The 23,192-nt window shown below is 59.9% G+C and carries 23 protein-coding genes and 2 tRNA genes; 10 read left to right on the top strand and 15 right to left on the bottom strand.

Annotated features, from left to right (window positions below; translation table 11 throughout):
* Positions 1–97: 97 nt before the first annotated feature.
* From hutW to ACI3K0_RS10460, 6 genes are all read left to right on the top strand, one after another.
* Entirely contained in the window at positions 98–1,453 is a 1,356-nt protein-coding gene (gene hutW / locus ACI3K0_RS10485; protein WP_183823391.1) for a heme anaerobic degradation radical SAM methyltransferase ChuW/HutW, read from the top strand.
* Between the two features lie 27 nt (positions 1,454–1,480).
* Positions 1,481–2,011, top strand: a complete 531-nt coding sequence (hutX, locus tag ACI3K0_RS10480; protein WP_183823389.1) for a heme utilization cystosolic carrier protein HutX — start codon at positions 1,481–1,483, stop codon at positions 2,009–2,011.
* 1 nt (position 2,012) lies between these two features.
* Positions 2,013–2,684 carry an SDR family oxidoreductase gene (locus ACI3K0_RS10475; protein ID WP_183823387.1) on the top strand — a complete coding sequence of 224 codons (672 nt, stop codon included), beginning with the start codon at positions 2,013–2,015 and terminating at the stop codon, positions 2,682–2,684.
* 84 nt (positions 2,685–2,768) lie between these two features.
* Positions 2,769–3,011: a hypothetical protein gene (locus tag ACI3K0_RS10470; RefSeq protein ID WP_404945307.1), complete on the top strand. Its 243-nt coding sequence runs from the start codon at positions 2,769–2,771 to the stop codon at positions 3,009–3,011.
* A 106-nt stretch (positions 3,012–3,117) separates the two neighbouring features.
* A complete protein-coding gene (gene murA / locus ACI3K0_RS10465) occupies positions 3,118–4,410 on the top strand; it encodes a UDP-N-acetylglucosamine 1-carboxyvinyltransferase (protein WP_148144432.1) in 1,293 nt (430 codons plus the stop codon).
* A gap of 201 nt (positions 4,411–4,611) precedes the next feature.
* Positions 4,612–5,454, top strand: a complete 843-nt coding sequence (locus ACI3K0_RS10460; protein WP_183823383.1) for an oxidoreductase — start codon at positions 4,612–4,614, stop codon at positions 5,452–5,454.
* Between the two features lie 63 nt (positions 5,455–5,517).
* On the opposite strand, the gene ACI3K0_RS10455 is transcribed toward ACI3K0_RS10460, so the two are convergent.
* Positions 5,518–7,296, bottom strand: a complete 1,779-nt coding sequence (locus ACI3K0_RS10455; RefSeq protein ID WP_183823380.1) for a bifunctional diguanylate cyclase/phosphodiesterase — start codon at positions 7,294–7,296, stop codon at positions 5,518–5,520.
* A gap of 252 nt (positions 7,297–7,548) precedes the next feature.
* Here ACI3K0_RS10455 and ACI3K0_RS10450 point away from each other — a divergent pair, with 252 nt between their 5' ends.
* On the top strand, positions 7,549–8,124 hold the full coding sequence (locus ACI3K0_RS10450) for a hypothetical protein (protein ID WP_183823378.1): 576 nt from the start codon (positions 7,549–7,551) through the stop codon (positions 8,122–8,124).
* A gap of 98 nt (positions 8,125–8,222) precedes the next feature.
* On the opposite strand, the gene ACI3K0_RS10445 is transcribed toward ACI3K0_RS10450, so the two are convergent.
* The 3 genes from ACI3K0_RS10445 to ACI3K0_RS10435 form a co-directional block, all read right to left on the bottom strand.
* The gene (locus tag ACI3K0_RS10445; protein WP_404945375.1) at positions 8,223–9,476 is read right to left on the bottom strand and encodes an NAD(P)/FAD-dependent oxidoreductase; all 1,254 of its coding nucleotides are present in this window, start codon (positions 9,474–9,476) and stop codon (positions 8,223–8,225) included.
* A gap of 95 nt (positions 9,477–9,571) precedes the next feature.
* On the bottom strand, positions 9,572–10,534 hold the full coding sequence (locus ACI3K0_RS10440; RefSeq protein ID WP_183823374.1) for a dihydrodipicolinate synthase family protein: 963 nt from the start codon (positions 10,532–10,534) through the stop codon (positions 9,572–9,574).
* Positions 10,535–10,639: 105 nt separating this feature from the next.
* Positions 10,640–11,344, bottom strand: a complete 705-nt coding sequence (locus tag ACI3K0_RS10435; RefSeq protein WP_183824106.1) for a GntR family transcriptional regulator — start codon at positions 11,342–11,344, stop codon at positions 10,640–10,642.
* Between the two features lie 333 nt (positions 11,345–11,677).
* Here ACI3K0_RS10435 and ACI3K0_RS10430 point away from each other — a divergent pair.
* A tRNA-Ser gene (locus ACI3K0_RS10430) sits at positions 11,678–11,766 on the top strand.
* 324 nt (positions 11,767–12,090) lie between these two features.
* Here the strand turns inward: ACI3K0_RS10430 and ACI3K0_RS10425 are convergent.
* The 8 genes from ACI3K0_RS10425 to ACI3K0_RS10390 form a co-directional block, all read right to left on the bottom strand.
* Positions 12,091–12,166: transfer RNA gene (locus ACI3K0_RS10425), tRNA-Phe, on the bottom strand.
* Positions 12,167–12,711: 545 nt separating this feature from the next.
* On the bottom strand, positions 12,712–12,930 hold the full coding sequence (gene yacG, locus ACI3K0_RS10420; RefSeq protein ID WP_183823354.1) for a DNA gyrase inhibitor YacG: 219 nt from the start codon (positions 12,928–12,930) through the stop codon (positions 12,712–12,714).
* A gap of 90 nt (positions 12,931–13,020) precedes the next feature.
* Entirely contained in the window at positions 13,021–13,641 is a 621-nt protein-coding gene (locus ACI3K0_RS10415) for a Maf-like protein (protein ID WP_220327268.1), read from the bottom strand.
* A gap of 25 nt (positions 13,642–13,666) precedes the next feature.
* Positions 13,667–13,885 carry a translation initiation factor IF-1 gene (gene infA / locus ACI3K0_RS10410; RefSeq protein ID WP_004435948.1) on the bottom strand — a complete coding sequence of 73 codons (219 nt, stop codon included), beginning with the start codon at positions 13,883–13,885 and terminating at the stop codon, positions 13,667–13,669.
* 142 nt (positions 13,886–14,027) lie between these two features.
* A complete protein-coding gene (locus ACI3K0_RS10405; RefSeq protein WP_246435966.1) occupies positions 14,028–14,519 on the bottom strand; it encodes a low molecular weight phosphatase family protein in 492 nt (163 codons plus the stop codon).
* 1 nt (position 14,520) lies between these two features.
* A complete protein-coding gene (locus ACI3K0_RS10400; protein WP_404945306.1) occupies positions 14,521–14,994 on the bottom strand; it encodes a UPF0262 family protein in 474 nt (157 codons plus the stop codon).
* 3 nt (positions 14,995–14,997) lie between these two features.
* The gene (gene hisD, locus ACI3K0_RS10395) at positions 14,998–16,296 is read right to left on the bottom strand and encodes a histidinol dehydrogenase (protein WP_404945305.1); all 1,299 of its coding nucleotides are present in this window, start codon (positions 16,294–16,296) and stop codon (positions 14,998–15,000) included.
* Positions 16,297–16,349: 53 nt separating this feature from the next.
* Complete coding sequence (locus tag ACI3K0_RS10390; RefSeq protein WP_206823974.1) at positions 16,350–16,781, bottom strand: DUF2948 family protein; 432 nt, start codon at positions 16,779–16,781, stop codon at positions 16,350–16,352.
* Between the two features lie 293 nt (positions 16,782–17,074).
* Between ACI3K0_RS10390 and ACI3K0_RS10385 the strand changes: the two genes are divergently transcribed.
* On the top strand, positions 17,075–17,335 hold the full coding sequence (locus tag ACI3K0_RS10385; RefSeq protein WP_183823346.1) for a hypothetical protein: 261 nt from the start codon (positions 17,075–17,077) through the stop codon (positions 17,333–17,335).
* A gap of 135 nt (positions 17,336–17,470) precedes the next feature.
* Here ACI3K0_RS10385 and ACI3K0_RS10380 read toward each other — a convergent pair whose 3' ends face one another.
* Positions 17,471–17,713, bottom strand: coding sequence for a hypothetical protein (locus ACI3K0_RS10380; RefSeq protein ID WP_183823343.1), 243 nt, complete (start codon positions 17,711–17,713; stop codon positions 17,471–17,473).
* 211 nt (positions 17,714–17,924) lie between these two features.
* Here ACI3K0_RS10380 and ACI3K0_RS10375 point away from each other — a divergent pair, with 211 nt between their 5' ends.
* Positions 17,925–18,473 carry a DNA-3-methyladenine glycosylase gene (locus ACI3K0_RS10375; RefSeq protein WP_183823341.1) on the top strand — a complete coding sequence of 183 codons (549 nt, stop codon included), beginning with the start codon at positions 17,925–17,927 and terminating at the stop codon, positions 18,471–18,473.
* 5 nt (positions 18,474–18,478) lie between these two features.
* Here the strand turns inward: ACI3K0_RS10375 and ACI3K0_RS10370 are convergent, their stop codons facing one another.
* Positions 18,479–20,965: a cellulose biosynthesis cyclic di-GMP-binding regulatory protein BcsB gene (locus ACI3K0_RS10370; RefSeq protein WP_404945304.1), complete on the bottom strand. Its 2,487-nt coding sequence runs from the start codon at positions 20,963–20,965 to the stop codon at positions 18,479–18,481.
* A 9-nt stretch (positions 20,966–20,974) separates the two neighbouring features.
* Positions 20,975–23,152 carry a UDP-forming cellulose synthase catalytic subunit gene (bcsA, locus tag ACI3K0_RS10365; RefSeq protein ID WP_404945303.1) on the bottom strand — a complete coding sequence of 726 codons (2,178 nt, stop codon included), beginning with the start codon at positions 23,150–23,152 and terminating at the stop codon, positions 20,975–20,977.
* Positions 23,153–23,192: the final 40 nt, after the last annotated feature.

Below are 23,192 nucleotides of genomic sequence, written 5' to 3'. Positions count from 1 at the left end.
ATCCTCAAGTCACTTGATCTGCAGCAAGTGGCCCCATGTCTCCAGCCTCTAGATTGCCGTCATATTGACGATCGGTAATCAGCGGAGAAGTTTGGGCATGGCATCGAGTGAGGACTTGGCACGCTATTTTGCGGCCGGAACCGGGCTCGATCCGCTCAGTGAGGCATTCAGCCGGCGGGGGGCGGTGATGCCGTTTCGCGGCAAGCGGCGTCTGCCGCCGGAAGAGATGCAGGATGTCTGGCTTGAGCTCCAGTCTCAGCCGGCTAAACCGGGCAAGCGGCTCGCCTATATCCACGTCCCTTTCTGCGCCAACCACTGCCTGTTCTGCGGCTTTTACCGCAATGCCTACGTGCCGCAGATAGGGGCGGATTATACCGAACTGGTGATCGAGGAAATCAGGCGTGAGGCGCAAACCACTGCCCTGCGCCACAACCCGATCCACGCCGTCTATCTCGGCGGCGGCACCCCGACGGCGTTGAGCGCGGAGGAACTGTCGCGGATCATCACGACTGTCCGCACCGAGCTGCCGCTCGCGCCCGATTGCGAGATCACCGTTGAGGGCCGGATCATCCATTTCACCCCGGACAAGATCGATGCCTGCCTGGAGGCCGGGGCGAACCGGTTCTCGATCGGCGTCCAGACCTTCGATACGGATGTGAGGAAGCGGCAGGGACGTCGCTCCAGCCGCGAAGAGGCCGTCCGCTTCCTCGAATATCTGCGCGACCAGGATCGCGCCGCTGTGGTGATCGACCTCATCTACGGGCTGCCGGGGCAGACGCTGGATGTGTGGCAGCGGGATCTGGAGACGGCCGTCGATATCGGTCCCGATGGGCTTGATCTTTATGGATTGAATCTCATTCCGACCACGCCGCTCTTCAAGGCGATCGAGGCAGGAAAGTTTCCGGCAACGCCGAGCCTGAACCAGATCGGCGCGTTCTACCGAACCGGAGCCGATTTCTTCCGGCGCAGGAACTGGCGTCAGATCAGTAACAACCACTGGGCCCGCACCACGCGCGAGAGAAATCTCTATAACCTGTTGATCAAGCAGGGCGCCGATTGCATCGCCTTCGGTTCCGGCGCCGGCGGTTCCATCGGTCCGGTCGGTTACGGCCTGAGCGGAGATCTGGCGGTTTATGGCGACGACATGAGGGCAGGCCGCAAATCGCTCGGCATGATGATGATTTCCGACGAGCTTTCCGCCCTGCGCACGCTGGTGACGGCAGGTTTCGAGGTCGGGCATCTCGATCTCGGCCAGCTGGACCGGACTTCCGGTCGCGCCATGACGCCGGTACTGGAGCCGCTTATCGCCCAGTGGCAGGGGGCGGGCCTCCTGTCGTTTGCGGGCGGTATCGTCGAACTCACCACCGCAGGCCGCTTCTGGTACTCGAACCTGATTGCCGCCCTCCACGACATTTTAACCCTTGAACTGGGCCCTTCACGGGATGCGGCCTGAACGAACTCATTGAAACGGAGCAGGGACATGTCCGATCTCGACCAAGCCGAAGCCATCATCAAGATCAAACAGGCCATCGCCGAAAAGCCGGACGGCGTGCTGGAAGCGCTTTCGGCGCAATATGGCGTCCCGTTTCAGACGGTGCTCGAATGCCTGCCGGAAGGCGTGACCCGCATCGACGGACACCATTTCATCGATGTGCTGACGGATATCGCCAACTGGGGCGACGTCATGTTCATCTGCCATTCGAAAGACGCCATCATCGAGTTTTCCGGCCCTGTGCCCAAGGGAGAGATGGGCCACGGCATGTATAATCTGCACGGCGGACCGGGCGGCCTTTCCGGCCATCTGCGCCCGGAAAACTGCGCCGCGATCTTCTTTGTCCGCCGCCTCTTCATGGGCATGGAAACCAGGTCGATCCAGTTCTTCAATGCCGAAGGCGAGACCATCTTCAAGATCTATGTCGGGCGCGACAGGGAACGCAAGTTGAAGGCCGTGCAGGTCGAGCGCTTCGAACGGCTTTCCATTCAATTCGCCAGGCCTGCAGGCAATGCCTGACATGCGGCCGCTTCTGATTTTCGGCGCCAGCCGCGGCGTCGGCCTTGAACTGGCAAAGCTCGAGCGCGCCGCCGGTCGTCCGGTGGCAGCGATGCTGAGGCATCAATCGGATGCCGTGGATCTGCTGCAGATCGGCGTCGAGATCCTGCGCGGCGATGCCCTGTCGCGGCCAGAGATAGAGCAGGCGCTGTTACGCCTGTCCGGCCCGTTTGACGTCGTGTCGACATTGAGCGGGCGAGGCGAGGCTGGCCGGCTTGTCGATGACGAAGGCAATATCAACGTCATCGAAGCGACGGCTGCGAGTGGCAGGGCAGGGCGCTTTGTCTTCATCACCTCCATGGGCTGCGGAGACATGGCGCCCTATCGGTCGGAAAGAGCGATCGCGGCCTTCGGTGCGGTCGTCGACGCCAAGACGTTTGCCGAAGACAGTTTGAAAGAGAGCGGTCTCGACTGGACGATCCTGCGTCCGGGCGGTCTCGTCTCCGAAGCCGCCACGGGCAATGGGCTGCTGACCCGCAACCCTCGGGTCCACGGTTTCATCCACCGCGCCGATGTCGCACTGCTTGCCTCCCGGGTGCTGCGTGACCCCACGACATCCCGCCATGCGTTTGCCGCTGTCGATCGGGACCGGATGAGGTGCGACACGCCGGTGGAACCCTTCTCGCTCGCGTGAGGCAGTCCGTTCCAGCATTGCGCACCCGGTGATAAAAACACCGGGTGCGCTTTTGTTTTCCGGGCTTTTTGGTTATGGACATCCATGGCCGAAAATGACGACGTAAATGATGATGCCCTTGCAAGGGGCGAAAGCCGCGGTGATCGCGCCCGCAGGGCGCAGGCGGCGCGAGAGGCCGACCGCAAGGCAAAGGCCGCTGCCAAACTTCGCGAAAACCTGATGCGTCGCAAGGGACAGGCCCGCGCCCGTCGCGCCGGCGAAGCGGACGATACACAGGGACTTCCGGCATCCACACCGTCTGCCGCAAAATCGGACGAATCATCCTGATTTATGTCGGCCACGGGATACTACGAGATTTCACGAACATTGAAGCGCCAGGGGTTTTCGTCTAAGGACGCGACCTTCCGAGCGTGAGAGGGAAAGTTTTTCAACCATGGATCGCATTCGCATTACCGGCGGCAACAAGCTGAACGGCATCATTCCGATTTCCGGCGCCAAGAACGCCGCCCTGCCGCTGATGATCGCCTCGCTTCTGACCAGCGACACCCTGACGCTTGAAAACGTGCCGCATCTGGCAGACGTCGAGCAGCTTCTGCGCATTCTCGGCAACCACGGCGTCGATATTTCCGTCAACGGTCGCCGCGAAGGCCAGACCGACAGCTATGCCCGCACCATACAGTTCACCTGCCGCACGATTGTCGACACCACCGCTCCTTACGAACTGGTCTCGAAGATGCGCGCCTCCTTCTGGGTCATCGGCCCGCTTCTGGCGCGTGAAGGCAAGGCCCGTGTTTCGCTGCCGGGCGGCTGCGCCATCGGCACGCGCCCGGTCGACCTCTTCCTCGAAAGCCTTGCAGCGCTTGGCGCCGAGATCGAGATTGACGGCGGTTATGTCAACGTATCGGCCCCCAAGGGCGGTCTCGTCGGCGCGCAATACACTTTCCCCAAGGTGTCCGTCGGTGCGACCCATGTGCTGCTGATGGCAGCAACGCTCGCCAAGGGCACGACCGTCATCGACAATGCTGCGCGCGAGCCGGAAATCGTCGATCTGGCGGATTGCCTGATCGCCATGGGCGCCAAGATCACCGGCGCCGGCACGAAGACCATCACCATCGAAGGCGTCTCCTCCCTGCATGGCGCGCGTCACCGCGTGCTGCCGGATCGTATCGAGACCGGCACCTATGCCATGGCCGTCGCTATGACCGGCGGCGACGTGACACTGACGGGCACGCGCGCCTCGCTGCTCGACAACGCACTCGACACGCTGAAGCTCGCCGGTGCGGAAATCACAGAGACCGAAAGCGGCCTGCGCGTCGTACGCAACGGTAACGGCATCCAGCCGGTCGATATCGTCACCGAACCCTTCCCGGGCTTCCCGACCGACCTGCAGGCGCAGTTCATGGCGCTGATGACCCGTTCCTCGGGTGTCTCGCATGTGACTGAAACCATCTTCGAAAACCGCTTCATGCACGTGCAGGAACTAGCCCGCCTCGGCGCCAAGATCTCGCTCTCGGGCCAGATGGCGCGGATCGAAGGCGTTTCCAAGCTGAAGGGCGCACCGGTCATGGCGACCGACCTGCGCGCCTCCGTGTCGCTCGTCATCGCCGGCCTTGCTGCCGAAGGCGACACCATGGTCAGCCGCGTCTATCACCTCGATCGCGGTTTCGAGCGTCTGGAAGAGAAGCTTACCCGATGCGGCGCAATCGTCGAACGCGTCAGCGACTGATCGTCGCCCAGATCACGAAGTCTTTGAAAGGACGGCAAGGAAACCCTTGCCGTCCTTTTTCGTATCCCTATGTTGAAGCGGCGTCCCAAGTTCCTCCCGCCTCATCTTCATGATCCGGCTTGGTCTTTCTGTTTCAACGCAATTCCGCATGCAGAACCTGCGCCCACTTTTGCTGGAATTGCTCTCATCGGAGATTTCCCAATGGCTGACGTTTCTTTTCCCGTCTGGTTCATCACCGGCTGCTCGACCGGCTTTGGCCGCGAACTCGCCAAGCTGACGCTCGACCGCGGCTGGCCGACCGTCGTCACCGCGCGCGACAAGAGCCGTCTTGCGGATCTCGTTGCCGGTTACGACAATGCGCTTGCCGTCGATCTCGACGTGACGGATCAGGCCCAGATAGAGGCGGCGGTAAAGGCTGCGGAAGAAAAATTCGGCCGCATCGACGTGTTGGTGAACAACGCAGGATACGGCTATCAGGCCTCGCTCGAGGAAGGTGAAGAAGCCGAAATCAGGGACATGTTCGACGCCAATGTCTTCGGACTATTCGCCATGACGCGTGCCGTCCTGCCCGGCATGCGCACCCGTCGCAAGGGACATGTCCTCAACCTGACCTCCCAGGCCGGTTTCATAGGCTTTGCCGGATCGGGCTATTACGCCGCCACCAAACATGCGGTCGAGGGCTTTTCCGATGCGCTTGCCGCCGAAGGCGCTCCGATCGGCATCAAGGTGACCTGCGTGGCGCCGGGGCCTTTCCGTACCGATTGGGCAGGCCGTTCGTTGAAGCAGACACCGGTGAAGATCGCCGACTATCAGGAGACGGCCGGTAGCCGCATGACCACGACCGCAGGCTATAGCGGCAAGCAGCCGGGCGATCCGGTTCGTGCCGGCGAGGCGATGATCAAGGCGACCGAAACGCAAAACCCACCGCGCCATCTGGTGCTCGGTGAACTTGCCTATAACGGCATCACCGGCAAACTTGCGGAGCGCCTTGCCGAAATCGAGAGCTGGAAAGATGTCAGCCTCTCTGCAGATTTCCCGAAATAAGCTTTTGACATCCATTGAACGAAGCCGGGGCGTGATATCCGCTCCGGCTTTTTGTTGTGTTCTTCAAGCCGATCGCTGCTGCGCCTGACGTCGAAGGATTTCGGTTGTCGTGTCGCGGTCTGCAGGCCGACCGAACAGATACCCCTGTGCAAAACCGCAACCGAGACGCTGCAGGCGAAGCGCCTGATCGGTGGTCTCGACACCTTCCGCCACCATGCGAACACCCAGTCCGCTCGCCATGCCGAGCAGCGCCCTGATGATCACCTCGCCGGGACCGCCCGACATGCGATCGACGAAGCTCTTGTCGATCTTGACGATATCGACCGGGAAATTCAGGAGATGGGTAAGCGAGGCATAACCGGTGCCGAAATCGTCGAGTGCCACCAGCAGTCCATCGGCCCGCATGCCTTCGATCGTCTGGCCGACCTTGCTGTCGCGTTCGTCCATATAGACCGTTTCGGTGACTTCGACGACGACCTGTTCGGGCGGCACCTTTTCCTGTGAGAAGATCTGGCTGATCCGCGCCCGCAGATCTCCCTGATCGAAATCGGCCATCGACACATTCACGCTGACATAGGAAAGCGGAATATCCCGATCGCGCCATGAGCGCATGTCGCGGGCAACCTGCTTCAGCATGAGGTTCGTCAGCTGATGGCCCAGCGACGCATCCTGCAAGGCTTCCGCAAACATTCCGGCCGAAAGAACCTGTCCGTCCGCCGTGCGCACGCGGCAAAGCGCTTCCAACCCGACGATCTCTTTGGTGTCTAGCCGGACGATCGGTTGGTAATACGGCTCTATACGCTCTTCGATAAGTGCGTTGGTCACTGTTTGAAGGACACGAAAACGCTCCGTCATCGCGCCGGTAAGCTCGTCGCTGTAAAGAACGAAACTGCCGCGCGCAGTCTGTTTCGCATGATGAAGCGCGAGATTGGCATGCTGCAGATAGGACGGAACGCCGGACGGATGCGATGGGTCGCAGATGGCACCGCCGCAGCTTGCCGAGAGGCGAAGTGTGTGGCTGTTTTCCTGCAGGTTGCGCTCTGCCATCGCCTCCAGGATGCTTGTGCAGACCGTGGCCAGATCCGACGGATCATTGTCGATCAGCACCGCAAATTCGTCGGCATCGACTCTGAAACTTTTCTCAGGTCCGATATTCCGCGTGATCGCATGCGCCGCCTCAAGGATCAGCCGGTCGCCAGTCGTGTGGCCGAAGGCATCGTTGATCTGCCCGAGATGGTCGATATCGATCAAGAGGATGCCGAACGGATCGGGATTGTTCTTCGCCCTCTCCTCGACCGTTCTGATGAAATTGGCGCGGTTGCCCAGCCCTGTGAGAATATCGAAATAAGCAAGTCGCTGGTTCTCCGCCTTCATCTCTTCGCGTTCAAGCACTAGCGAGCAGAGGTCGACGCATTCGGCAACGATCATACGCTCCTCTTCGGTCGGTCCCCGGTTTTCCTTGTAGTAGAAACCGAAGGCACCGAGCACACGACCGTCGCTCTGCAAGATCGGGCTCGACCAGCAGGCCATGACCTCGTGTTCTCTTGCCAGAATGTCCGCGAGCGCCCGATACGGCAGCCAGTAAGGATCGGTGAAGATATTCTCGACCGCGATCGGCTGACCAAGAAAGGCGGCAGTACCGCAGGAGCCGACACCCGGCCCGATCGCGATACCGTCTAGTGCTGCCGAATACTCTTCCGAAATGGTTGGGCCGGCCAAAGGATGCAGATGGCCGCTGCGATCGACGGTGACCAGCGAGCAGAGCACGCCTTCGGCCATCTGTTCGGCATGGCTGCAGATATGATTGCCGGCCTCCCTTACCGAGCAACCGCGAGCAAGCATATCCAGTATTTCCTGCTGAAGTCGTCCCCTCCCGACTGCCATCCGTCAAAATTTCCCGGTTCTAAATGACTTGGATATCGAATGTTCCGATGATGTCCGTTGAAAGGTAAGTATAAGGTTATTCTGGTGGGCGTAATTATTATAAAACATCGATATTGTTGAGAAATATGGTTGCGAAGGTGACGCAGGTCAATGTTTCGCACCTCCGCGCGCCCTAGCGTCCGGGCAGCTCTTGGGGAATCCTATCTACACATGACATATTTTGCCTTCCTCTCCGCTGTTCTTGCGCTCCTGCTGGCGCCGGGGCCGACGAATACGTTGATGGGCATTGCCGGCGCGCGCGGCGGCCTTGGCGCCTCGGCGAAGCTTCTGCCCGCGGAACTTGCCGGTTACCTGACGGCGATCCTGCCGCTGACATGGTTGGGCGCGGAACTTCTCGCCCGTTTTCCTTCCGCTTCTGTCGCATTGAAAGTGGTTGCGGCTGTGTGGGTCATGTTCCTGGCAGTCAGGCTCTGGCGCATGCCGGGCGATGCGCAAAACGGCAGCGGCGTGACCGCTGGCCGTGTCTATCTCACCACCGTGCTCAATCCCAAGGCCCTGATTTTCGGCCTCGTGCTTTTACCGTCCCCCGCTGACAGTCAGTTCCTGCCGCGCCTTTTCGCCTTCTGCATCATGGTCATGGTCGTTGCCATGCTGTGGGGTGGCTTCGGCCGGCTGACCCAGGCGGGTGATGGCGGCAACAGGCGGTTGCTGCTGGTCCAGCGTGCGGCCTCCATCTGGCTGGCTGTCGTATCCGTGACGCTGATTACCGGCGTGTTGCGAGCCTAGAGCACTTCCGCTTTTCTTCGAAACGCGAAACCGCTCTATCTCTTCATTTTACCGCAATTCCGGACGCAAAACCGGTTCCCATTTTTGCTGGAATTGCTTTAGCCGAAACGGCTGGGCGAAAACGCTGTAAGATCCATGGCGGGTGACTGATCCTGCAGGAGATCCGCCACGAGCCTTGCCGTGCCTGCCGATTGGGTGAGGCCGAGATGGCCGTGGCCGAAGGCGTAGACGACGTTCGCAGTCGCCTTGGCCCGGCCGATTGCCGGCAGGCTGTCCGGCATGGACGGCCGAAAGCCCATCCACTGTACGCCGCCTTCGGTTTTCAGGCCCGGCAGAAAGCTCTTCGCCTTTTTCAGCATCGCTTCCGAGCGCGCGTAGTTCGGCGGCAATGACAGCCCGCCGAGCTCCACCGCGCCACCGACACGGATGCCGCTGGTCAGGCGGGTGACGACAAAGCCATGGCCGCCGAATGTGACCTGCGTGCGCAGGTCGAGCGCATCTGAGGGGAGGGTGGTGTTGTAGCCCCGCTCGGTCTCGAGCGGTATGTTTTCACCAAGTGTGCGCGCAATGCGATGCGAGAATGCGCCGGCCGCAAGCACGACCTTGCCGGCCAAGCGTGCAACATCGCCGGCAAGCACGATCTCGACGCCACCCGAAACCGGGCGCAAAGCCTTGACCTCGGCAATCTCGACGACGCCACCGCGGGCGCGAAAATTCTCGGCAAGCACCAGCGTGTAGAGTTTCGGATCGGCGATCGAATACCAGCCGGGCGTGAACGTGCCGCGGATGAAGCGGGGCGCGATCCCCGGCTGGATACCGGCCATCTCGGCGGCGTCCATGTGCTGGAACTCGATACCGTGCTCTTCGCGCGCTTCCCAGCCGGGCAGCGAGGTGCGGAATTCGGCATCGCTTTCATAGACCTGCAGATTGCCTTCCTTGCGCAGCATGGAAAGCGTGTCGGTGGCCGACAGGAAGGGCTCGAGCTCGGCCTTGGAAAGATCCATCAGCGCCGTCTGGGCGCTGGTCGAATGCGCCACGCGCGAGGCCGAACAGGCGCGCCAGAAGCGGAACATCCAGGGCGCGATGTTGAGTGCATAAGCGGGCGGAATGGAAAGCGGCCCAAGCGGATCGAGCAGCCATTTCGGCGCTTTTTTCAGGATGCCGGGGGAGGCAAGCGGGAGGATATCGGTAAAGGCGAAAGCGCCTGCATTGCCCGCCGAAGCGCCCGCCGCCGGACCCTCCCGGTCGATGACCGTAACGTTGAAACCGCGCATCTGCGCAGCGATGGCGACGGAAAGGCCGACGACCCCCGCCCCGATGACGACTATATCCGACCTTGCCATTTCCCTGATCGTCCCAACCTCACGCGGCCGTTTGCGGCTTCGCGCATCTTCCCCTTGTTATGTGACAAAGCCCTCCTTGTGGGAGGGCTTTGCGTGTTCGAATATCAGGCCTTGCAGGTCTGAACTGCGCCGGGCAGCTTGCTCCAGTCGGCATACCAGCTGTCGAAGAGTTTCAGCTGTGCCTCGACATAACCGCGCTGGCTGTCGGAAAGCACGTCGGTCTCGATGAAGTTGAGCGAGAACTCCTTGTTCCCCTTCAACACCATCATGTGCTTGAAATAGAGCACCAGATCCGGGCCTTCGTCGAAGGAGGAGAGCACGCCGAGCGCCTCTTCCAGCTCTTTGGCGCGCACGCGCGCATCCGCATCGCCCTTGGCGGCAGCCTGGGCGAGATTGCAAAGATGCAGCACTTCCTTCGGCAGAACATTGCCGATGCCGGTGATGGCGCCGGTTGCGCCGCAATTGACATAACCGTGGTAGACGGCAGTATCGACGCCGATCATCAACGTCACGTCGTCGTCACGGCTGGTGATGTTTTCGGCCGCATAACGCATGTCTTCCTGACCGCCGAATTCCTTGAAGCCGACAAGGTTCGGATGTTCTGCGCGCAGCGCGAAGAACAGGTCGGCGCGGGTGGCAAAACCGTAATAGGGGCTGTTGTAGATGACCGCCGGAAGATCCGGAGCCGCCGACAGGATCGCCTTGAAATGCGCCTTCTGGGCGGAAATGACTGAACCGCGCGAAAGGACGCGCGGGATGACCATCAACCCTTGAGCGCCAACCTTCTGAGCGTGCGCGGCAAGGGCAACGGCCGAAGCGGAGTTGATCGCGCCGGTGCCGACGATGACCGGAATGCCGGCCTTCACCAGGCGCTCGACGCCTTCCATGCGCTGCGCGTCCGTCAGAAGCGGCCAGTCACCCATCGAGCCGCAATAGACGACGGCCGACATGCCTGCTTCGATCAGCTGCTTGCCCTTGGCAACCAGCGCGTCGAAATCCGGCGTGCGGTCGCTTTTGCAGGGGGTCATCAGTGCCGGTACGACGCCGGAGAAAATCTTCGATTTCATCTTGCAAATCCTCGATATCAAAACGGCCGGCGGAGACGATCCCTAGCCCTTGGATAGAGAGAATACTCCTTCCATTTTCTTTGTCGACAAAAAAAATACAAGATGTCAAAGATCAATATCGAGGCGGTCGTTGCGGGTCAGGAGCCTGCCGATCTGTTCAACGATCTGCTCGCCATGCGCCTTGCCGAGACGGTCTGCCTCGGCAACGTTACGCGCCTCGACGGCGGCGATGATTTCCTCATGCTCATCGACATAACGCGGCGGCAGGCGATCCTCGTAGGACTGGTAATAGAGGCGCAGCATGCGTCGTCCTTCGCCGAGCAGCCGGTCGAAAAAGCTGGCGTAATAGGCATTGCGGCCGCTAGCCGCGATGGCCGAATGAAAATCGGCATTGGTGGCGATCATCGCCAGCGCATCCTGCGCCGCCACCGCCGCGCTGAACTCCGCCTGCCGCTCGCGAATGAGAAGAAGATCGTCCGCCCTGTGATGCTGAGCCGCCAGCCGGGTGGTGACGCGGTACATCAGCACGAGCGCATCGAAATAGGCGGGCATGCCGAGAAAATCGATATTCGACACCATGGTCGACCTGTTCGGCAGGGTCTCGATCAACCCTTCGCCGGCAAGCCGCACCAAAGCCTCGCGGATCGGCGTGCGCGACATGCCGAAACGCGCCGCAAGCTGCACCTCGTCGATCGCGCTGCCGGGCGAAAGCTTCAGGTCGAGAATCTCGTCGCGCAACAGATCATAGACCAGTTTGACCCCGGAGCCGCGCTTGCGTTCCGTGATCTGGCTCGAATCGTCATTGGTCATTTGCGCCTCGCGTGTCGACATGATGTCTTTTCGTCTTAGCGTATTAGACGCGAGGCGTTAAGCCAGAGGCGTATAGATCTCTTCGGTTCGTTCGATCAGGAAAGTGGTGGCAAGGCGACCGAAGGTGTGAGCGGGGCCGGGACATGGGGTCAACAAACAGGAAGACGGCAATTCGCGCCGAAATCAGGTGGCGGGTAGGCCTATTCTGTGGCCCGTCTCGAAATCGAGAGACATCTAATTTTTTCTCAGATTGAGGTTGATCCTGGAAAATTCATCGGTATATATCGCGCCGTTCCAACGTTTTGGGTCCGCAGCGACACAGAACACTTTTAAGGACAGGTGGCCGAGTGGTTTAAGGCGCACGCCTGGAACGCGTGTGTGCGTGAAAGCGTACCGTGGGTTCGAATCCACCTTGTCTGCCATTTTTACAAGTCAAACTCCTTCTTCGAGACGAGTTTGTGTGGTCGGTGTGTGATAGATGTCTGAGTGGCTGAGATGTCTTTTTCAGGAAAATCGATGATAAAGTCACTGTCACGCGTAGCTGCAATGGTTTGATTGGTGCTTGCTGAGTGAGCGTTTGCGTGAGGTTTGCGAAGTCTTGCATTTGCGCGGTATCTGCGCTCAATCCGTTTTCGACTTGAATATGAGTTTTCACAGGCCAGTGAGGCCGACGGTTATGGGATTGCATGTACCTGGCGGCGACAGGGCGTCCGTTTCAACAGATTGTATGGATTTCTGAAGAGAAATGGTGCCCGGAGGCGGATTTGAACCACCGACACGCGGATTTTCAATCCGCTGCTCTACCAACTGAGCTATCCGGGCATCCTAGGCTTATGTGAAGCCTGCCGGTCGTTTGGGACCGTCCGGAGCATGTAATCCCCGGGAGCGAGCGGGGTTATAACATCTTGTTCGGCCATGTCCAGCACCCCAAACGACTTTTTTGACAGGTTTGCGAAAATTCCGAATTTCCCTGCAGAATCAGTCGGAAAAGGGTGGCGTGTGGAGGTCGGAGGCCGCTGCTGCTGTGGATAATTGCCAAATCCTGCCGGGATGGCACGGTCTGCAGGGAGTGTATCTCCCGAAAGTGGCCGCTGGTTTTGGGGGATGGGTACGCAAACAAGACGTCAAAGCGTCGTGATCGCGTCCGAATGGCGGCGATGCGTTTCGTCGTCCGCAGGGCAAGCTTCTGCCGGTCTTGGAAAGGCGGATCACGCGATAGCGGCAGGTGCTGAAGTCAGTCGGCGATCGAAGGCGAAAAGGCTCAGGAAGAACAGACGCCGCTGTCGGGGGGGCAGGGGCGCGGATGGCATAGGTAGACGTTGAGGGCAAGCAATGCAGCAGACGTTCCTGGCCTTAACTACGAGCGATTATTCGCGACCCTCCAGATCATCATCCGCCTTGCGCTCGTCGTCGGCCACTGGAATGGCGTAGGAGCCTTTCAGCCAGCGCGACAGGTCGAGCGTGCGACAGCGTTCGGAGCAGAAGGGATAGTCTTCGCGCGAGGAGGGCTTGCCGCATTCCGGGCAGGGCCGGGCTTTCCTGAGCGGCTCGACCTTGCCGCCCGTCTTGATCGGTTCGGATGTCATGGGAGCAACTCCTTTTTCGTCAAATCCCCGGCTCGTGAAATCAGTATGCGGCGGAGACAGAATTGCGTTCAGCGCCAGCAAAGCTCGAAATCAGGCTTCAGGCCAGCCCTGCGCCACATCGAACCCTTCGCCGGCAAGCAGCGTCGTCACGTCGTAGAGCGGCAGCCCGACAACGTTAGTGTAGGAGCCGGAAAGCTTCTGCACGAATGCGCCGGCAATGCCCTGGATGGCATAGGCGCCTGCCTTGCCGCGCCATTGGCCCGATGCGATGTAATTGTCGATCTCGCGGGTCGAAAGCCGCTTGAAGCGCACTTTAGTTTCGACCACTTTCTGGCGGAACTGTCCGCCGGGCGTGACCAGGCAGATGCCGGTATAGACCCAGTGGCCGCGGCCCGACAGAAGATGCAGCGCGGAAAACGCTTCTTCCGTATATTCGGTCTTTTCGAGGATACGGCGGCCGACGGCAACGACCGTATCGGCCGACAGGATATAGCTGTGCCGCCAGGTTGGGTCGTCCTTGATGGCGCGATAGGCGGCCTCAGCCTTTTCGCTCGACAGCCGACGAGCGAGCGAGCGGGGATGCTCGGCACGCTTCGGCGTCTCGTCGATATCCATCGGCATCAGCCGGGCAGGCTCGATGCCGATCTGGTTGAGAAGATCCAGACGGCGCGGCGAACCCGATGCCAATATCAGCTTTTGCTCAAGCGCCATTTCAGGCCTTATCCCGCCGAAAAACTTACTTGAAGCGATAGGTGATACGGCCCTTGGTCAGGTCGTAAGGGGTCATTTCAACCAGAACCTTGTCGCCGGCGAGAACGCGGATACGGTTCTTGCGCATGCGACCTGCCGTATGGGCAATGATTTCATGCTCATTTTCGAGCTTCACCCGGAAAGTCGCATTCGGCAGCAGTTCCGTGACAACGCCCGGAAATTCAAGGACTTCTTCTTTAGCCATTTTATCGGTTTTCTTTCTGTCTAAGGTCGGGCAGGCAGGAATCTTCGTCCGCCGCCTCGAAATTTGCGCGGAAACTACACAATCGCGTCCGGTTTGTGAACCACGCCTAATAGCTATTCTTTTACATGCACAATTTCGCCGTTCAGCCGCTTGCCGGCGGCGCGCGCCTGATGGGTTTCATTCGTTTGTCGATCAGCTTCCAAAGATGGTCCCGCACCTGGCGATAGGCATCCAGCCGCTGCTCGCGCGTGCCCGTCACCACCGTCGGATCCATGGTCGGCCAGTAGACCACATCCACGGCATGCGAACGGGTCAGTTCCAGCGCCGTGTGATGCGCTTCCGGGGCAAGCGTGACGATCAGATCGAAGAAGTCGTCTTCGATCTCCTCCAGTGTGCGCGGCCTGTGCGGACGCTTGTGGTTGAGCGAAAGCCCCACTTCTTCCAGCACGACATCGACAAAGGGATCAGGCTCGCCGGAACGTACACCGGCCGACTGTATATATATATCGGGTTGCAGCAGGCTTTTCGCAATGGCTTCGGCCATCGGCGAGCGGATTGAATTCTGCCCGCACATGAACAGGATCGCCGTCGGAATGCCGATTTCCTGTTTCCGGTTCGGTGCGTCGGCGGTCATCTCAGCCACGCCAGTAGAGAACACAGACCAGCGTGAACAGCCGGCGTGCTGTATCGAAATCGACGCCGATCTTGCCGTCCAGCCGGTCCATAAGGGTTTGCGAACCTTCGTTGTGAATGCCGCGGCGGCCCATGTCGATCGCTTCGATCCGGGATGGCGTGGCGGTCTTGATCGCCTCGTAATAGCTCTCGCAGACCATGAAATAGTCCTTGATGATCCGGCGGAACGGCGTCAGCGACAGGATGTGCGTGGCGACATCCTGATCCGCTTCCGTCGTGATCGTCAGCACCAGCCGCGCATTGAGCAGCGAGAGCCGCAGCTTGTACGGCCCGCCCGCATGGCCGAGCGGTGTGAACGAGTTTTCCTCGACCAGATCGAAGATCGCGACGGCGCGCTCATGCTCCACATCGGGGGTGGAACGCCCGATCGAGTCGTCCAGAACGACATCGCAAAGACGAAACTCCCCCTGGCTCATCCGTCACTCTCCGGGGTTGAGGCGAATGGATACGGAACGGGCATGCCCGTCCAGCCCTTCGGATTTCGCCAGCGTGATCGCCGCCGGGGCGAGTTGCCGCAGCTGTTCTGCGCCCAGACGCAGGATCGACGAGCGCTTGACGAAATCGAGCACACCGAGGCCTGACGAGAACCGCGCCGAACGCGCCGTCGGCAGGACGTGGTTCGATCCACCGACATAATCACCGATCACTTCCGGCGTATGGCGACCGATGAAGATCGCGCCTGCATTGACGATGCCGGGCATCAGCGCATCCGGATCGGCAACCGCAAGCTCCAGATGTTCGGCGGCAATGCGGTTGGCGAGCGGCAGCGCGCTTGCGAAATTCTCCACCAGGATCACCGCACCGAAATCGCGCCAGCTGGCGGTTGCGATCTCGCTGCGCGACAGCGTCTTCAGCTGCCGTTCGACGGCGGCTTCCACCGCTTTGCCGAAATCGGCGTCGTCGGTCATCAGGATCGACTGCGCACCGGCATCGTGCTCGGCCTGGGCCAGAAGATCGGCGGCGATCCAGTCCGGATCGTTATCCTTGTCGGCGATCACCAGAACTTCCGAGGGGCCAGCGATCATGTCGATGCCAACCGTGCCGAAAACCTGGCGCTTGGCGGCGGCTACATAGGCATTGCCGGGGCCGACGATCTTGGCGACCGGCGCGATCGTGTCGGTGCCATAGGCAAGGGCGGCAACGGCCTGTGCACCGCCAACGCGGTAGATTTCGGTAACGCCAGCAATGCGCGCCGCAGCCAGAACCGCGGGATTGATCTTGCCGCCGCCGGCCGGCACGACCATGACGAGGCGCGGAACGCCTGCGACCTTGGCCGGCATGGCATTCATCAGCACAGAACTCGGATAGCTGGCGGTGCCGCCCGGCACGTAGAGACCGACCGCCTCGATCGCCGTCCAGCGGGAGCCGAGACCGACGCCGATCGCATCCTCGTAGATATCGTCCTTCGGCATCTGCCGTGCATGGTGTTTTTCGATACGCTCGGCCGCGAGCTTAAGCGCGTCGATGACGGCGGCATCCGTTTGCGCGATCGCTGCATCCACTTCGGCTTCCGAGATGCGGATACCATCCTTGGAGAGATCCACGCCATCGAAACGCGAGGAATAGTCGATCAGTGCCGCATCACCACGGGCGCGCACGTCATCGATAATGGCCTTGACCACGGCATTGACGTCTTCCGAGACCTCGCGTTTGGTCGATAGAAACGCCTTGAACTGCGTTTCGAAATCGTCGGATGTCTGTTCCAGCCAGAGTGCCACGCGGGTCGTCCTTCTTATGTCCTGCCATCATCGGCCGGACACACCCACATAGGTCAGGGATGGCGCGGCCTTGTTGGGGTTTCCCACGCGCCGCCGATATCCGCAAGTGCGACTTCGATGCATTCGACATCCAATTCGATCGCGGCATTGCCGGAAAGCACCAGTTCGACCGTGCCGTCGGGACCATCGCCTTTCTGGGTAAAGCGGATTGCCAGAAGCGACATCACGTCCTCCTTGCGGGCGCGGTTGATGCCGTTGGAGCGCACGGCCTCGACGCGCTTCAGGACAAGGGCGGCGCGATGGCGCTCGAAACCCTTGCGCTTGCCTTCGGCGGCAGCCCAATCGAACCGGTTCGCGGCAAGCGAAAACGCCTTCTCCGATGCGGACCAGTGCAAATCGCCCACTTTGAAAACCGCATCCTGCATATGGGCGGATATCACATCCAGATCATCCGTATCGAGAGCCAGAAGTTTCAGCTCGGTCATGCGCTTTTTCCATGATTGCATCGCCCGGACTTACAATATTCCGGGCGGCCGTTGTTCCATAATGAGGAGATAGGATGAACGCTTGCGGTAAACAACCGCGCTTGTCCATGTCTCGCGCGAGAATGATGCAAGACGACGACATTTCGCTTGGTGGAGTGGAGCGATGTTCTACGGAACTGCTCGGAGAGCCTGGATACCACCCTCCTTGTGTCGACTTGACATTTGTCGGCGCGAATAATCTGAGTATATGCAACTATAAGTAAAATGACGATACCCTTTGGGAGGAGGGGAAAATGTCAATGCTATATGTCGTTACGCTCTACAGTGATGCAGGCGCAGATCTGAACTCTTCTCAGCAGGCGCTGCCGATTTATCGCTTTGCAATCGAAAGTGCCGATCGCGGCGACGCAATTGCGCGTAGCTGCATGTCTGCTCTGCGCCGGCAACATACTGGCCTCGAGTTTTCTCACGACATCCGCGCGATCGTTCTTGTGACGCCGCAGACCGAGATTTTCGAGGTTGTTTCGGAGGTGCTGGAGATCGATGAATGCTAAAGTCTGCCGGACAAAAACATTCGATGAGGCAGAAATCTAAAGTGCGAGGATCGCGACAGGCTCTAATCGTGGAGACTACACGTCAGTCCATCATCTCTCTGTTGATCGAGACCGAGCCTTGAGCGGCTTTGTGTGTCAGGCCAAATCCGCAACCTGTTCACGCCCGGATGGCCGCAATGCCCTGTTGGTCTTGACGATCGTGTGGATGAGAGCATCGTCATCGCGAATGCCTAGCTGATAGAACCGGATCGTCATGGCTGCCAGCCGTTCGGCTGCAGGATCATGACGCGACATGCAGGCGATATAGCGCGCCGTCTCGAAAATGGTCTGAAGCCGTTCGAGTTCTTCGGGCTCGATCGGCTCGTATGCTGCCGGCATTTTGGAACTTCCCATCCCTTGCTTCGCCCCAACGATTGCTTTTTAGATAAGTCTAATAAGTGTGCTTTTCTCCCCGATAGGAAAGCGAGAAACAAATATGGTGTTAGCAGAAAGTAAACATCGGCTCTGAGCACAATCTTGTTCGAAGGGCGGATGATCTCTTATAGCTGTGTGGCACGTGTGTGCATCCCATGGTTGGGTAGCAGGATAGATGAAGCAGGATTTCTTCGAACGTGAAGCGACGATCGTTGCTGCGGAATTGATCGGTGTGGAACTCGATGTCGCGGGATCTGGCGGTATTATTGTGGAGACGGAGGCCTATCTGCCCGATGACCCCGCCTCGCACAGTTTTCGCGGCCGAAGCGACCGTAATGGAAGCATGTTCGGTCCGGCCGGCAATGCCTATGTATATCGATCCTACGGTATTCATTGGTGCCTGAATTTCGTCTGCAGGCCCGGTAGTGCAGTTCTCATTCGCGCCGTCCAGCCGCTTTATGGTCTTGCGGCAATGCAGGTGCGCCGTCGCCTGGACGATCCTCTGCTGCTGTGTTCAGGCCCGGGTCGGCTCTGTCAGGCGCTTGGGATAACCATTGATCATGACGGAAAATCCCTGTTCGCACATCCGTTCGATCTGAGGGTTCCGAGCGAGCCGGCACGCGTTGTGACCGGCCCGCGGATCGGGATTTCGAGGGCGGTCGACAATCCATGGCGCTTCGGACTTGAGGGCTCGGCTTATCTCAGCAAGCGCTTTCCCGGCTGACGGGTTTAGCGACGGCCGAGCAGACTGAGCAATCCGCCGGTCGCAAGTCCGAGCAGTACGCTGCCTGCTGCCAGAAGCAGGGCATAGGACATGATGTTGTCCGACAACCAGTTTGCGGTGATCAGCCTTGCATTGCTGAAGCTAAGATCCTGCGTTGGCATGAAGCGGAACCAGCTGACTGGAACGCTTCCCATCACGTCTGTCTCACCGCTGTAGATTGCGATGCGCCCGCTCATCTTTTCCCACGCCTCGCGGCTGGAAATTTCTCGCATGCCCTCGTCTAGCTGGGCGCTGTCCGGCGCAAGCACCGCCGTCCAGGTCCCTTGACCCGTCGGGTCGCTTTCCTGCGCAACCAGAAGATGGGCGGATTTCGGTGGTTTGTAGAGCTGGTCGGTAGGCGGCGCAAAACGCAAGGCGGAAAGCGACAGATCGTAATTGTCCTTGGCCCACTGGCTCAACTCTTCGAACTGGCGGCTGAAGAAGTTGCCATCGGCGCGCTGCTGCCAGTCCTGCAGGCTGATACTGGAGGGCGTAACCGTCTGCGGAGCGATATCGGGGCTCCAGCTGTTGCGGCTGTCCTGGTCGATTTTCAGCTGGGACAGGACGTTGAGCGGCATCTCGGAGATACCGCCGACAAAGATCGCGTTGCGCTCGGCCATCCGTGCTGCCGAGATTGTCACATTGAGCGGTATAACCCGATGTGAAGCGTTGGCTATCTTGCCGGCGAAGGTTGCGGCAGCCGAAAGCGTATGTTCATCGATACGGCCGAGAAATAGCGATACCGGGTCCTGTCCGAGGAAATAGGGAAAACCGATGCCAGCAGTTGCGGCGACGTTCGGGACCTGGGCAATCCGGGCAAAGTCCGGCATGTGGAATTGCGACGTACCGAATATCGCAAAGCGGGGTTTTTCCTCGCTGCTCGCGCCAGGGGCGCAGGATGCATCAGAAGCAGTACGAAGTGCCGCTTCGACAGTGATCGTATTGACGCCCGGCCGGAAGTGCCGAAGCGTCAGCTTGATCGGCAGATGCCGCAGGATCGCACCGCCCGCAGAGGTGATCGGAACGGTGGAGGCGATGTTTCCGTTGACGAAGATGTCGAGATGGCTGCCCGGCAGAACGTCAGGCGTATAGGCCGCATCCAGCAGGATACGAGCCTCGCCATAGGCATTTGCGTAGAAATCCGCGGGAACGCCGATCGTAAAGCTGGTTCTGAAGAGGCGGCCGGTAAATTCCTGGCTGTTGACCCCAAGGGCGGAGAAGTCGAGTACCTTGTCGGAGAACAACAGCGGCGTATCCATGCCGCGCCAGCTTTCAGTCGAAAGCGTTTCGCGCCGTTGCGTCGAGCGGTTGTCGAGCGACGCGACGAAACTTTCGACAAGTCCGTCGATGGAAGACCAGGTTGGACCGGACAATACGAGCGAGGAAACGCCCTTGCTCCGCGGATAATCGACGAAGCTTGCCGCCGCCGAGTTGCTGTTAGAAGCGGAAAGTCCTGGAAGAACGGTCCTGAGTTCATCGGTCGTGCCGATGAAGACGGCAACTTCGCCGGGCTGGATGTCACCATCCGCCTGCCTGCTGAAGGTGAACGACTGGTTGGGCATGCCGGCGATGAGTGCAAGCGCCTGGCTCAGCCGCATCAGTGTGTCGGTGGCGCCGAGCTGATCGAGGGCTGGAGCAATGATGCGGAAGCGGGTATTGCCCTTGCCGTCCACGCCGATCGCCCTCAGGTCGTCCAGAGTGCCTAGGCGCCGGTCGTTGGTGCCGTCGAAGGACAGGTAAGTTTTGGATGGATCGATATCGGTCCATAATTCATAGGTGGATTCGATCGTGCAGTCGGTGCGATGGCGTTGGCTGGTACCGAAACGGACCATGTTGCCACCCGCCTTCAGCAATCCGGCCGGGATCTCGAAGGCCCGTTCGGCAGGCTGTTCGGCCGAGGCAATCGTCTCTGCGGCAACGACCACGTCATTGATCGTGATTGTCAGTTTCGATGTTTCTGGCGCGACAAAGATCGAGTTCTGATAGGCAAGATGCAGTTTTGCTGCGCGTCCTGCCTGATCGGCCGTCAGGTAGACGGACCACGATCGCTGTTCGATTTCTCCATTCAGCCGCATGTCCGTAAACGGAAGAATATAACGGCGTGCCTGATCGGCCGAGCCGGCTGCGGACACCGTCTGTGCAGGGGCCGCAGATTGTGCGGGTGACGGCGGCTGGGCGCTCCACTGCGCGGGTGCCGTCTGTTGTGCGGGCGGAGTGGCAGGCCTTGCGATCGGCGGCGTAATGGCGGGCGATGGAGCCTGGCTTGTTGGTGCCGGCTGGCCAGGAGCAATCGGCACGGGATTGACGGGCACAGGCGTCGGTGCGGGCGGCGGCGTCTCCTGAATGCCGCGATCGCGACGCTCCGAACCCATGTCAAAAGGCGTTGCGCCCTGTTGGGCGCAAACCGGAGTGGCGGCGCAGGCAACGAGGGCAAGGACAATGAGCTTGTTCATGTCGATCTCCTAGCCTTTCTCTGCGCTGCGGGACTTTCCGAGGTCACGCATCAGGTAACCAAGGCCGCGGCTCGTCTGATAGACGGACAGCCACAGGAACCACAACGTGCCGCGGAAGAGGCCCGGATTGTTCCGGCGAGCGGTCTGGAACTGGGTCCATTGGGCGGAATTGGCGAACATCAGGTCGGCGATCAATCGGTGATCGAGAGCCTTTTGCGGCACGTAACGGCAGCCCACGGAGGTGACGTCGCCGGTGCGGTCGAAGTTACGGATTTCGACCGGCAATTCGCTGACCGGAAGGTCGCTGAATGGCTGGAAGCGGATATGCCCGATCGTATCTTTGGCAATGCCCGTCGCGCCTTCCGTATAGACCTCGAGCTGAGCCCCGTGCACCGAGACATTGTTGATCGTCGCCGTATACCACTTTCCGTCGATGCCGAATTCGCACCGCCGGCTGATCTTGACGCGACGTGACGCCTGGCGTTCGCCGCGTTCGGAAACGACGCCGAGCGCGCAGCCGGCAATGATGATGTTGAGCATGTTCCAGCCGGCGACGACGAGTGTCACGTCCGCCTTGAACGGCTCGTTATAAAGCTTGTAGACGCTCATAGCGAAGGCGACGATCAGGATGAAGAAGATCACGAAGAACGGCCGGCTGACTTCCGAAAGGCGGCTCACCGAAACGGATTCATCCTTCGCCGTGACCTTGAAAGTCGGCTTGCGCGGGTTGAGCATGACCGAGATGACGGCCGGCAACAGATGCACCGTCTGCACATATTCGTAGAGTTCGGAAATCCATGGCCAGCGGAACGATCCGTAGAGATAGTTCTGCATCATCATGTTCACCGCCATATAGGTCAGCGAATAGACGAGGAATTCGCCGCCGGACGAGGTGAAGATTTCCAGATCGAAGAAGATGTAGAACAGCGGCGCGAACAGGAAGATCGTCCGCGGGAAGGGAAACAGCCAGAACAGCGTCGACGACATGTAGCAGAGACGCTGCGCCAGCGAGAGGCCGCGTTTGAGCGGCGGAAAACGGAAGCGCAGGATCTGCATCATGCCCTGAGCCCAGCGCGAGCGCTGGCCGATGAAGCTGGCGAATGTCGCCGGCTGCAGCCCGGCAATCAGCGGGCGGTCGACATAGATGCTGTTCCAGCCGAGGCCGTGCAGGTCGAGCGCCGTTTCGCAATCCTCGGTGATGCTGACGCCCGAAAAGCCATTTGATACTTCCAGCGCCTTGCGGTTCAAGACCGCAGCCGAGCCGCAGAAGAAGGCCGCATTCCATTTGTCGAGCCCGCGCTGGATGATGCCGTAGAACATCTCGTTCTCGCTCGGCATCTTTTCAAATGTTTGGAGGTTGCGTTCGACTGGGTCCGGGTTGAGGAAGAAGTGCGGCGTCTGGACGAGGAAGAGTTTCGGATCGCTCTCGAAATAATGCACCGTTTCCAGAAGGAAGTCGCGCGTCGGCGCATGGTCGGCGTCGAAGACCGCGATAAGATCGCCGGTCGAATGGGCAAGCCCGTTATTGAGATTGCCGGCCTTGGCATGCTCGTTGCGCTCGCGGGTGAGGTAATTCACCCCCATTTCTACGCAGAGCTGCTTCAGCTTTTCGTGGCGGGCTTCGGCCGCACGGGCGTCGGCAACATTACTCGCCTTGCGCTTCTGCACAGTGCCGCCATCGTCGAGCAGCCAGACGGTCAGCTTTTCCGGCGGATAATCCATGTTGCGGGCAGCGGCCAGAGTATTGGCAAGAAGCTGTTCGTCCTCGTTGTAGCTTGGCACAAAGACATCGACGGTCGGCAGGTTTTCGTCGCTGCTCGATCTGCTGCTTGGCCGCGCCGGCGGCAGCGGCATGGCAACGACGAACAGGCTGAGCGACAGCATCAGCACGCTGTACATTTCTGCCAGATAGACAAGCATGCCGGGAATGAAGTTTTCCAGCTGGTTGACCGGCGGCAGCGTGCTTGTCGTGCGCCAGTAGACATAACGCAGCACCATCCCTGTACCGAAGGCAAGCGCCACCAGTCGCCATTTTCCGCCGACATCCAGAAGCTTGATGATCGCCATGACCGTGACGATCAGGATGCTTGCGATCAGCTGCGTGCGCGTATTGATCGGCAAGGTCACCAGAAGGATGATCATCACCGTGGCGACGGCCCAGATAACGGCTGAATATAGTGTCCTCATGGCGGACTACCTCGATGAGAGCCGAAGACGGACAACAGGA

The organism is Rhizobium sp. ZW T2_16 (genome assembly GCF_044987325.1).
GTDB lineage: Bacteria > Pseudomonadota > Alphaproteobacteria > Rhizobiales > Rhizobiaceae > Neorhizobium > Neorhizobium cellulosilyticum.
This window is presented reverse-complemented; position numbering and strand designations above follow the sequence as displayed.

Excerpts from the sequence above, each read along its gene's own strand:
- hutW (WP_183823391.1), top strand. The coding sequence starts at position 98 with ATGGCATCGAGTGAGGACTTGGCACGCTATTTTGCGGCCGGAACCGGG.
- hutX (WP_183823389.1), top strand. The coding sequence starts at position 1,481 with ATGTCCGATCTCGACCAAGCCGAAGCCATCATCAAGATCAAACAGGCC.
- ACI3K0_RS10475 (WP_183823387.1), top strand. The coding sequence starts at position 2,013 with ATGCGGCCGCTTCTGATTTTCGGCGCCAGCCGCGGCGTCGGCCTTGAA.
- ACI3K0_RS10470 (WP_404945307.1), top strand. The coding sequence starts at position 2,769 with ATGGCCGAAAATGACGACGTAAATGATGATGCCCTTGCAAGGGGCGAA.
- murA (WP_148144432.1), top strand. The coding sequence starts at position 3,118 with ATGGATCGCATTCGCATTACCGGCGGCAACAAGCTGAACGGCATCATT.
- ACI3K0_RS10460 (WP_183823383.1), top strand. The coding sequence starts at position 4,612 with ATGGCTGACGTTTCTTTTCCCGTCTGGTTCATCACCGGCTGCTCGACC.
- ACI3K0_RS10455 (WP_183823380.1), bottom strand. The coding sequence starts at position 7,296 with ATGCTTGCTCGCGGTTGCTCGGTAAGGGAGGCCGGCAATCATATCTGC.
- ACI3K0_RS10450 (WP_183823378.1), top strand. The coding sequence starts at position 7,549 with ATGACATATTTTGCCTTCCTCTCCGCTGTTCTTGCGCTCCTGCTGGCG.
- ACI3K0_RS10440 (WP_183823374.1), bottom strand. The coding sequence starts at position 10,534 with ATGAAATCGAAGATTTTCTCCGGCGTCGTACCGGCACTGATGACCCCC.
- ACI3K0_RS10435 (WP_183824106.1), bottom strand. The coding sequence starts at position 11,344 with ATGACCAATGACGATTCGAGCCAGATCACGGAACGCAAGCGCGGCTCC.
- yacG (WP_183823354.1), bottom strand. The coding sequence starts at position 12,930 with ATGACATCCGAACCGATCAAGACGGGCGGCAAGGTCGAGCCGCTCAGG.
- ACI3K0_RS10415 (WP_220327268.1), bottom strand. The coding sequence starts at position 13,641 with ATGGCGCTTGAGCAAAAGCTGATATTGGCATCGGGTTCGCCGCGCCGT.
- infA (WP_004435948.1), bottom strand. The coding sequence starts at position 13,885 with ATGGCTAAAGAAGAAGTCCTTGAATTTCCGGGCGTTGTCACGGAACTG.
- ACI3K0_RS10405 (WP_246435966.1), bottom strand. The coding sequence starts at position 14,519 with ATGACCGCCGACGCACCGAACCGGAAACAGGAAATCGGCATTCCGACG.
- ACI3K0_RS10400 (WP_404945306.1), bottom strand. The coding sequence starts at position 14,994 with ATGAGCCAGGGGGAGTTTCGTCTTTGCGATGTCGTTCTGGACGACTCG.
- ACI3K0_RS10390 (WP_206823974.1), bottom strand. The coding sequence starts at position 16,781 with ATGACCGAGCTGAAACTTCTGGCTCTCGATACGGATGATCTGGATGTG.
- ACI3K0_RS10385 (WP_183823346.1), top strand. The coding sequence starts at position 17,075 with ATGTCAATGCTATATGTCGTTACGCTCTACAGTGATGCAGGCGCAGAT.
- ACI3K0_RS10380 (WP_183823343.1), bottom strand. The coding sequence starts at position 17,713 with ATGCCGGCAGCATACGAGCCGATCGAGCCCGAAGAACTCGAACGGCTT.
- ACI3K0_RS10375 (WP_183823341.1), top strand. The coding sequence starts at position 17,925 with ATGAAGCAGGATTTCTTCGAACGTGAAGCGACGATCGTTGCTGCGGAA.
- ACI3K0_RS10370 (WP_404945304.1), bottom strand. The coding sequence starts at position 20,965 with ATGAACAAGCTCATTGTCCTTGCCCTCGTTGCCTGCGCCGCCACTCCG.
- bcsA (WP_404945303.1), bottom strand. The coding sequence starts at position 23,152 with ATGAGGACACTATATTCAGCCGTTATCTGGGCCGTCGCCACGGTGATG.